This window comes from Moorena sp. SIO4A5 (genome assembly GCF_010672005.1).
Lineage (GTDB): Bacteria > Cyanobacteriota > Cyanobacteriia > Cyanobacteriales > Coleofasciculaceae > Moorena.
Window position 1 is genome coordinate 1 of sequence record NZ_JAAHHZ010000195.1, and the last position, 9,599, is coordinate 9,599.

At 39.7% G+C, this 9,599-nt stretch carries 8 protein-coding genes; 6 read left to right on the top strand and 2 right to left on the bottom strand.

Features of this window, described 5'->3' with window-relative positions:
• Positions 1-288: 288 nt before the first annotated feature.
• Positions 289-678: a sigma-70 region 4 domain-containing protein gene (locus F6K57_RS31705; protein WP_364304891.1), complete on the bottom strand. Its 390-nt coding sequence runs from the start codon at positions 676-678 to the stop codon at positions 289-291.
• Positions 679-754: 76 nt separating this feature from the next.
• Positions 755-1,822, bottom strand: coding sequence for a serine/threonine-protein kinase (locus F6K57_RS31710; RefSeq protein WP_293028730.1), 1,068 nt, complete (start codon positions 1,820-1,822; stop codon positions 755-757).
• 447 nt (positions 1,823-2,269) lie between these two features.
• Here F6K57_RS31710 and F6K57_RS31715 point away from each other — a divergent pair, with 447 nt between their 5' ends.
• From F6K57_RS31715 to F6K57_RS31740, 6 genes are all read left to right on the top strand, one after another.
• Complete coding sequence (locus tag F6K57_RS31715; protein WP_293072063.1) at positions 2,270-3,235, top strand: COP23 domain-containing protein; 966 nt, start codon at positions 2,270-2,272, stop codon at positions 3,233-3,235.
• Positions 3,236-3,271: 36 nt separating this feature from the next.
• Positions 3,272-3,886, top strand: coding sequence for a COP23 domain-containing protein (locus F6K57_RS31720; protein WP_293072064.1), 615 nt, complete (start codon positions 3,272-3,274; stop codon positions 3,884-3,886).
• A 184-nt stretch (positions 3,887-4,070) separates the two neighbouring features.
• A complete protein-coding gene (locus F6K57_RS31725) occupies positions 4,071-5,441 on the top strand; it encodes a trypsin-like peptidase domain-containing protein (RefSeq protein WP_293019106.1) in 1,371 nt (456 codons plus the stop codon).
• Positions 5,442-5,582: 141 nt separating this feature from the next.
• Positions 5,583-6,602 (top strand): serine protease, encoded by a 1,020-nt coding sequence (locus tag F6K57_RS31730; protein WP_293019105.1) that lies wholly within the window; start codon positions 5,583-5,585, stop codon positions 6,600-6,602.
• A gap of 50 nt (positions 6,603-6,652) precedes the next feature.
• A complete protein-coding gene (locus tag F6K57_RS31735; RefSeq protein ID WP_293019103.1) occupies positions 6,653-8,587 on the top strand; it encodes an iron uptake porin in 1,935 nt (644 codons plus the stop codon).
• Between the two features lie 13 nt (positions 8,588-8,600).
• Complete coding sequence (locus F6K57_RS31740) at positions 8,601-9,413, top strand: hypothetical protein (RefSeq protein ID WP_293019101.1); 813 nt, start codon at positions 8,601-8,603, stop codon at positions 9,411-9,413.
• Positions 9,414-9,599: the final 186 nt, after the last annotated feature.

Consider the following 9,599-nt stretch of genomic DNA (forward strand, 5'->3'; position numbering starts at 1 on the left):
TGGACTCTTTTCGAATTACTTAATTAACCAACTAAAACGTCCCGACATTACTATGTCTATAGTTTAGTTATTACACTCTCGCCGTGCTCTAGCCCCACCATTAGTTGTGCCAGTTGCGTAAGTCCTGCAAGCTTACGGGCTGGTACGGCTGCTTGAAAATCTCTGCTAGTCTTACTGATCCGACCTCGTCGAGTTAAAGCCCCTGATAGCACCTCAAGTACCGTGCGCGTAGTGCATCAACTGATAGCTGATAGCTGATAGCTGAATACTTACATTAGTGATTAGACATCATTGGTGAAAATTAGCGATTAACCCTTGTGATGTCAAATTTCTGGCATTGCTGAGGGGCGGGATGAATATCAGTGGGGTGGGCATCCTGCCCGCCTGGGAATTGTAACGGGCAAGATGCCCGTTCCACAGCCAGATGCCCATTCCACCAAGATGCCCGTTCCACAGCCAGATGCCCATTCCATCAAGATGCCCATTCCACAAAATTATTAAAATCATGTAGATTTGACTCATGGGTTTGCGCCACAACCCTCTAGAGGTCTTCAGTTGACTTGCAATTTCCTGATATTCCATCTCACTCGCGAAACGTAGCAAGAAGATTTGCTCCTGATCTGGGGAGAGTTGATGCTGATGAGGGATGTTAACTAGGAAGGGATGAGACAGCCTTATTAAAGTTTAAAATTATTCTAATTTTTTTTGAGCCTTGAAAGAATAAAGAAAGTATAGGTTTTCTATATTCTGAGTTTCAACACCAGGGATCGCATGACCGAGGGACAGGAGGTTGTGTTGTATTGGGAACAATTGGTTCTTGTGGCTTTTCAGGACTTTGATCTTTTTTTTGTTTACCTTCTCCTGTTGGCTTGAAAACTAAAAAGAAAAAACCCAAAGCAAGGATAAAAGAAAACCAGCAAGCTAAAAGCATCGCCCCAAAATTAAAGTGTGGAGATGCGGGAGCTTTTGGATTTGGTTGAAGAGGCTTAAGTGTTATGGTTGGTTGTAGTTTCTCTGTAACCTCCTTAAGTGCTTCTAGTGCCTGAGTTGCACAGGAGTAACGCTCATCAGAGTTGTAGCGTACCATTTTATCTAAAACTGCTGCTAGTTCATTACTGACCTTGACTTGGTTATTATGCCAGATTATTTTGCCATTTTCATCCGATTGTAGGGGGTTGGGCAGTTCTCCTGTAAGTGCTTCGATTCCAATCATTCCCACTGCGTATAGATCACTACTGAGGTTAGGATGACCCTGATCTTGTTCAGGAGCCATATAGTCTGGTGTGCCAATCCTAACAGTCCCTGCTCTACGCTGGTTATCAGGTTGCCACTTTTTTACGGCTCCAAAGTCAATCAGAACCACTTTCTTATCTTGCTCACGTCTCATTAAGTTAGACGGTTTAATGTCGCGGTGGATAAGGTTATGCTGTTGAATAACTTCTAATGCCTGTAAAATTTGTTGTAAAAGCTCTATAACTCGTTTTTCCTGCCACTTTTCCCCTAAATTCAGTTCTTTACTTAGATCATGCCCTTGAATATATTCCTGAACTAAGTAGCGCTGATCGTTTTCTTCTAAATAAGCCATTATTTGCGGAATTAGGTCATTTTTGGCTAATTCTTGCAAAGTTTTTGCTTCTTCTTCAAATAATCGTTTGGCTATCTCCCACTCAGAGGCGTCGGTAGTCTCGGGCTTCAATTGTTTAACTACACAGTAGGGAGAGTCCAGTAAATGTCGATCTTTTGCTAACCATGTCTGACCGTATGTACCTTCGCCAAGTTTGTCGATAATGTGATAGCGTCCGCCTATCGTTGTTCCTAACATCAAATCTACCCTGTACTGTGTAAGTCTTGGTGTATTGATTTAGAGGCTATGAGCCGAGATTTCCGGAAGTATGTCAGTTTTGGATATACCTATTCAGGTAAGTTTGGCTGTAGCTTGCTTGGCCATAAGCGCTACGAAACCTAAAACCCAACATTGATCCAGGTGCTGGGTTACTCTTCGAGAAGGCTGACGCTCCTTAGGTCGCGATCGCTTGGCTTCACACCTACGTTCCAAAAACCCAGCCCACAAAGCTGATCTGCTCCCAGGTTGCCTCTATATCCCCTAAAACAACCTTACTAACTCTTTAATTTAAAAGTAAGTGAGCCTCTAAAAAGTAAAGAATTGTAAACTTTAGTTGCCGCTGATTCCAATCTAACTATATTATTACTCCCGAAGGTTGACGAAAGCTTTAGGTTAAACCCTTGTCAAATTTTCGGATATCTGCTCATGAAGAGCAACTTGTTCCATAGGATTACTACTGCTGCCATTACCGGAATTTCTCTTTTGGGCTTTGGGAAGACGGTTTGGGCAATTCAGGAGTTGCAATCTACTGAACCTGTTTGGGGAAGAATTAGCTTCACTGACACGCCCACTTGTCACTTGACTCAAGAAAAAATCTGTAATGAGTATCATTTCAAAACAATCTCAGGCTACGACATCGAATTAGAGACAATTCCTGTTGCGGATTCTGGGGTTAATTTGAAGTTATATGTAGTTGATCCCAATGGCAGGTTGCTGAAATCGATTGATCAGGAGGGAGTAGGAAAGCGAGAAAAATTTAAGGATGATAATACGGCTGAAACAGGAACTTGGAGAATCTTTGTGTCTTCAGTTGATAACAGCCAAGGAAACTATCGAGTTGTTCTCAAGCTAACGGATAGCAAGGGTAGAGTTATTTTACCGAATTCTCCATCCTCTGAGGGCGAAGTTGTCAGTGTAAATCCTCCAACTGTAAGGTTTGCCTGTAACTATAACAAAAACGATAACAGTTATGAAGCCATTGCTATTTCTATCGCTAGTGGACAAAAAACAGCCCCTATTTTTGTTTGGCGAGATTACAGATTTTATCAGAATTCATGGACACCAGAGCAACGCTGTTTTCATGTTACCAATAGGCTCAACAACTTTTATGCTCAAAATGGCTACCAATTAATAAAATTATATCTTACTAATGGTCGTCGTAATGGCTTGGATGTCCTCTGTGTTGTGAATAGTGAGAAACAGCGCTGTATGAGTGATGGCAGCAATCTACTGTTAACTTTTGGGGAAGAATATCAAGATATTTTGCCAATTCCAATTCCTCAGAATCCTGGTGATCCATATGTATTTAGATTAGGAGACTTTGTAGAAGAGTCTCTAACTTTAAATACCAGTCCTATCCAGTCTCCTAATCCTGTTGATCCTTTCAAATAAAAGTTTTGTGTTTTTTATTTGAATCAGTAATTTACCATGAAACTAAAATTTTTTGCTAAATATTTGCTTGCTAGTTTTGCCTTTTCTAGCTTTATTTCTCTAACAGGTACTTCTGTATTAGCTAAGACTCGAACAGCAAGATTTGTATGTGAGTACAACTCAAATACGGGTCTGTATGAAACAATTGCTGTTGCTGTTGGAACTGGAGAAAAAACACCACCACTGATTACTTGGCAAATAGATATAGCGCCAGACTGGCAACCTAAAGAACGTTGTGCAGTAGTTTCTCATAGGCTTGATGATGCCTATGTTCAATTTAACTATGAAATGAGGAAAATAATGCTAAAACCTGGTGTGCATAATAATCTTCCTATAATTTGCGTTACTCAAAATCCTCAATGGGACTGTCAAGGTGATGACATCCTGGTTACTATTTTACCTAACAATTCAAGAGAAGACCGTTCGGTAACAGAAAAATTGAACGAGGCAGGAAAAGCTCTTGAGGTTCTCTATAATCGTCTTCAGAATGTTGCCGACGTGACTCTACCACCGCTTCGCCAAAGTAATGGGCAAAAAGTTCTAAATCTTGGAGTGGCGATAGAAAGAATGTTCTCTTCTACTACTAATCCTAGTAATGATATTTGGAAGTAGAAAGGCTACAAAAATTTCAGATAGGAAAAGTCTTGACTAGGGGTTGAACTAAACTAAAGTCACTCTTTCGGTTGAGTTTGGTTCAATCTCTGCTAATATTCCAGTTTTCATGCTTATGTCTTTTACTCAACTGCTAGTTACCAGTCTTAAACTGCTAGTTACCAGTCTTACCCTAGCCAGTTTGATGACTTCAACTAAGCAATCTGTATCTAGCATAATCAATTTTGAGTGTATTAATTCAGACAAAGGTTATGCCACTATTGCTGTTAGCCCAAGTGGTAAACAAACTAATAATCTAATTCATTGGAACTTTAGCGTCTTTGCTGACTCTTTTTCTAGTCAACAACAGTGCCAAGAAGTTACTAAACGATTAAACCTGATCGTAGCTAATCATGGAAAGAAAATGTCAGACTTGTTACTGACGACTGACTTTATCAACGGTAAAGAAGTTATTTGTTGGGTTTACGATTTTAAATACACTTGCAAAGGCGACGGTAGTAATTTATTGTTTGTTATTCCATCTGCTCAAGATCCAAAGATAGTTCTGAGACAGCTATTTGATATTCCTGATGATTTGTTATCAGTAGATGTTCCCTTGCGATATGCTCCTATTTATTTAAAGTTAGGAGCAACAATTGAAAGTCAATTAGCAGAATTAGACAATGTTAACTCCACTTCATTAATAGAAGTTACTTCTGAGGTTAAAAATCCTACCGATAAATTGGCTATTTATGATTCAACAATTGACGAATCCATACAAAAAAATGCTCTTCAAATAACTGTTCGTATTTTCACCAAGCTTGGAGCAGGTTCTGGAATTATTATAAAGCGTCAAGGACAAACTTATACTGTCTTAACTAATGCTCATGTAGCTGATGGCAGTTCTGATCAACAATATACAATTTTAACAGGAGATGGTCAGAGTCATCCAGCACGTCGGAAGACTCTTTCTAATTTTAAGGGCATTGATCTAGCTTTAGTAGAATTTATCAGTGATATCGACTACGAGGTTGCTGTTTTAAGGAATTCTGAAATCACGATTGGGGAACAGGTTTATGCCGTAGGATTTCCTAACTATATCTACAACTCAAAAGGCTCTATAGAAACTTTTGATTGGGGTTTAAAAGCATTTCATATAACAACAGGAACACTGGAAATGTTAATGTCAGAACCATCTTTACCTGAAGGTTATAAAATGGGTTACACTAATGAGGTCGAAGTAGGAATGAGTGGCGGCCCTGTTTTAGACTCTAAAGGTCAAGTTATTGGTCTGAATGGTCGAGGAAAATATCCGATTCAAGGAATAGAGATATTTGCTTTGACTGATGGCACATATCCTTCTCCTGAACTGTTTCATAAAATGAATGCTTTGAGTTGGGCAATTCCCATTAGTCTTTTTCAAGAAGGAACTAAAATATCTGGAAGTCTTACAGATATAAAAACTCAATCAGTTCAACCAAGCTCTATCCCAACTATCGACTCTTTTACAGCAGTTTTCAATTGGGTTAGGTACAAACTCCTAGGTTTTAGGGACTTCGGAACAGGGAAGAGGTAACAGGTAAAAAATCTTGTGTACCTCATAGTTATGAAAAACGCTGTATACAAGGAATCAACTTACCAACAGTAACAGTCGAAGCTGATGATTAACTTAGATTTACTTTCTAGGTTTTAGACCAATAAATGTGTGAGGACAACCATGAAGAAATTCTATAGACTTTTGCTCATATTACTAGGATTTTTTACAGCTTTATTTTTAATACTAATACCTAATTTTAAAGGTTTATCACAGACTCAAACTAAAGTACTGAGTCAAAATGAAATTGAAGCAATAGCAAAAATGACGGTGGTTTTTCATGCTCCAGTATTAGGTCGGACTAAGGAAGATTCTTTAAAAGACTTAGCAACCAAAAAATATCTAGAAGACAGAATAGGTTCAGGCGTTATTATCGCCAAACAAGATAATGTTTATTACGCTTTAACTAATGTTCACGTACTAGAGCCAAAATGTGGTGACCACTTAATAGCTAGAGACTCAAAAAAAATAAAAAGAAAAGAACAAGAAGGGATTCACATAATTCCTGAAAAACCTTATAATGGCTCTCAAGCCAAATGTGATCAAAATTTTAAATACTTTGGAAAATATGACTATGAAAAATCTGATTATATAGATGGTTTTGACTTAGCAATAATTAAGTTTACAAGTAAGCGAAATTACTTTACCATCTCAATAGATAATTTAGACAGTATTCAACAAGATGATAAAGTTTTTGTCTTTGGCTTTCCAATTCCTAAATTTCAAGAAAATCGTGATAGTGGTGATATTATAATAAAATCTACTTCTGGTACTGTAAAGTCGTTGTATGATCCTAAACCAAATGGAGGCTACGATTTTGCTTATACAAATCCAACAGTCCAAGGTATGAGCGGTGGACTTGTACTTAATGAGCAAGGTTATTTAGTAGGTATTCATGCGGCAGGAATTACAAAGAATCCAAAAGATGGGGGCCAAGGAATCAGAATTAAGCACTTTCTTGATATCATTGGTCAAGGCAATTCACTTATCAGCCTATCAGACTTAAACTTTGACCCACCTAGTCAGGAGTTGATTGATGAGGGGAAAGAAAATGATGGTGTTATTGAGAATATTGATGAGATTTTATTCTTATGTCCTGAAATTGAAAATAAAACACCATCATTTATGGAGACAGAAAGATAAAGTTTGGAATCAACCGATATTTTACCTTTTTTCAGTGTGCAGGAGTGACCATGAAAACTCAAAAACTCTTACTCCTTTTCCTATCAGGAGTAACCGGATTGCTATTAACTGCCCCCAAAACCTGGGCACTAACCGACAATTTACAACCTGGAAGCTGGTCTTACGAAGCCTTGAGAGAACTAGTTGAATTTTCTGGCTGTACCACGGACAAGAGCGCCTTTGTAAACAATGAAGCCTTAACCCGTTCTGAATTTGCTGCTATCTTAAGTGCTTGTCAACAGCATATCGCCCAAACTTATAGCGCCGTATCAGAAGACGCAGTTATTCAACATCACCGAGCCAGACTAGAACGACTGCTTAAGGATTTTGATGCAGAACTGGGTATAGTCTTATTAGACAAGATCGAGAGTGTTAATACAACAACAACAACCAACCCAGTCAGTCCCAGGGTTGATCAACTCAGCGAAGCCACATCAACAGTTCCAGAACTACCAGAACAATCAACATCCCTGGAACCATCACCTGAAATTGATGGCACAGCCATGACTCAGGTAACCAATATTGTCCAACTCCAAGATGTGCAACCGGGGGACTGGGCATTTGAAGCACTACGAAATTTAATAGAACGCTATGGTTGTATTGCCGGATACCAAGATAGGACTTTTCAAGGCAACCGAGCCTTAACTCGCTATGAATTTGCCGCAGGTTTGAACGCCTGTATGGAACAGATTGAGAGACTGGTTGCGGTTGAAAGTGCTAATCGTATTTCTGAAGAAGATTTAGCCACATTACAACAATTAGCTAATCAATTTGACCCAGAATTAGCCCAACTAAAAACACGGGTAGATAACCTAGACAGTCGAGTTGCTTTCCTAGAGGAGCATCAGTTTTCCACCACTGTCAAATTTGGAGGAGAAGTTATTTTTGGCCTAGCTGCTGCTGAAGGAGGCAATCCACCAGGCACAGGAGATGCTAACACTGTTCTTAATTATCTTGCCCGCATTGGAACTGTTGCTTCATTCACAGGCAGAGATCGTCTGCGTATTGTTTTAGCTTCCGGTAATTTCGATGATGGTGGTTTTGCCAACCCCAATGTACTCAATACTTTTGCCGCCTTACTGTCTTACCAAGACGATCTCGATAATGATGTGGTTTTAGATAGCTTAGAATACCGCTTTGCCATTAGTGACCGAGTTGTCTTTACTATAAAACCAGTCGGTTTTAGTTTAGGTAGTGTCCTTACTGCTAACAGTCCCTTCTTGGATGTGGGTATAGGTTCTATCTCTCGTTTCGGCGAAGCCAGTCCACTTTTCAAAATTGGCGCTCTCGATGCGGGGGTTGGTTTAGACTGGTTTGTAGCAGATCCACTCCGTTTACAAGTTGCTTACGGAGCCCGGAATAGCAGTAGCCCTAGTGAGGGTTTTATTAGTCCAGATCATAGTGCTTTAGGAGTGCAATTATTGTTTACCCCAGGCAATAACATAGCGGCTGGACTACACTATATTAATGCCTACGCCAATGATGGTCAGTTAAATACTTTCGCAGGTAGCTTTAACGCTGATACTTCTAGTCTACTGCTTCAAGAAACTCAGACCCATGCTGTGGGCGGTAGTTTACAGTGGCGTTTTACTGATAACCTTACCTTTGCGGGTTGGGGAGGATATACCTTCACTAATGCTTTGGCATCAGATGATTTTGCTAATGCCAGCACTTACTTGCTGTCCTTAGCCTTTTCAGATCCTTTTGGTCAAGAAGGAAGTTTACTAGGCTTAATCATTGGTCAACCTCTAAAATTAGAGAACGGCAATGGTTTACTTTTAGGAGAAGATAACGCCACTTCAATTCACTATGAAATTTTCTATCGCCACAAATTTAGCAACAATATCTATATTACTCCAGGATTTTTTATGGTTACTGATCCTGGACATATAGAAGAAAACAACGATATTTATATTGGTGTACTCCGTGCCACTTTTCGTTTCTAAAACAGGATAGCTTATGTTAAAACTGCACAAATATTCTTGGCAATTTATTCGACAAGCTTTTTTAGTCGGAATATGCTTTTACGGTTTCAATAGTACTTTGGGCAATATTGTCAAAGCAGACGAGGTACACAGCAATAACCGAACTTGTACCAACAATAGAGTTGCTCAAGCTGACTCAACCAACCCTTCTGAAACAGAACAATCACAACCACCAGAAGGAATAATAGACATAGACTGTCGTCGGGATATCCGAAAAATCAAAGCTTTCTTACAAAATGCTCTCAATGGAGTCAGTGACCCTCTGCTTGATCGAGGAAGCACAGATACCCAAATTGGCACTGCCTTAAGACCAGGTATCAATGCTGATGCCATTCTTAATGTTAATACCTCTGCTGGTGGTGTAACTATTCTGGGCTCTTCACCAGGTTTTGTCTCTGCTGGTCGTGCACCTATGATGATCAGTTTTCCGGGTCAGCTTGATGCTCTAGGAAACTTTACTTTTAATGTTATGGACCCTGTCGTTTCGTCGTCCATGGGTGGGGCTCATATTGGTGGGTTGCCCGATTCTGTGTTTACTTTCAACGTTGGAACTACAGAATTTACTGCTAACCAATCCTTGGATGTCAGAAACAACTTTGTCAGAGCAATTTCAGAATCACCAGACGAAAACCAAACAGTATTCCGGATGCTTGGTATTGTCATCAATCCTGATGATTCCTCTAGCGTTACTTCTGCTGGAGTTACTCCTGAGAGTGTTCCTACCGGTCAAGTGCCAATAATTTCTCTTCCTGGAGGTGTGATGAGAGGTTCTATGCCAGATCGATAATCAGGGTAAGCGCCAGAAAAATCGCCAATTCTTAATTGTTAATTGCCATTCTTATTATGACAGCCCCCCGATCAAGCTCGGGGGGCTAATAATAATATTTCAGGCAAGCATCAATGCCTTAGCCTTTAGTAGTAACGGCTGCGGCTAACACCGTCATTGGGCTTGTGAATGATGAAGCTGAGAACT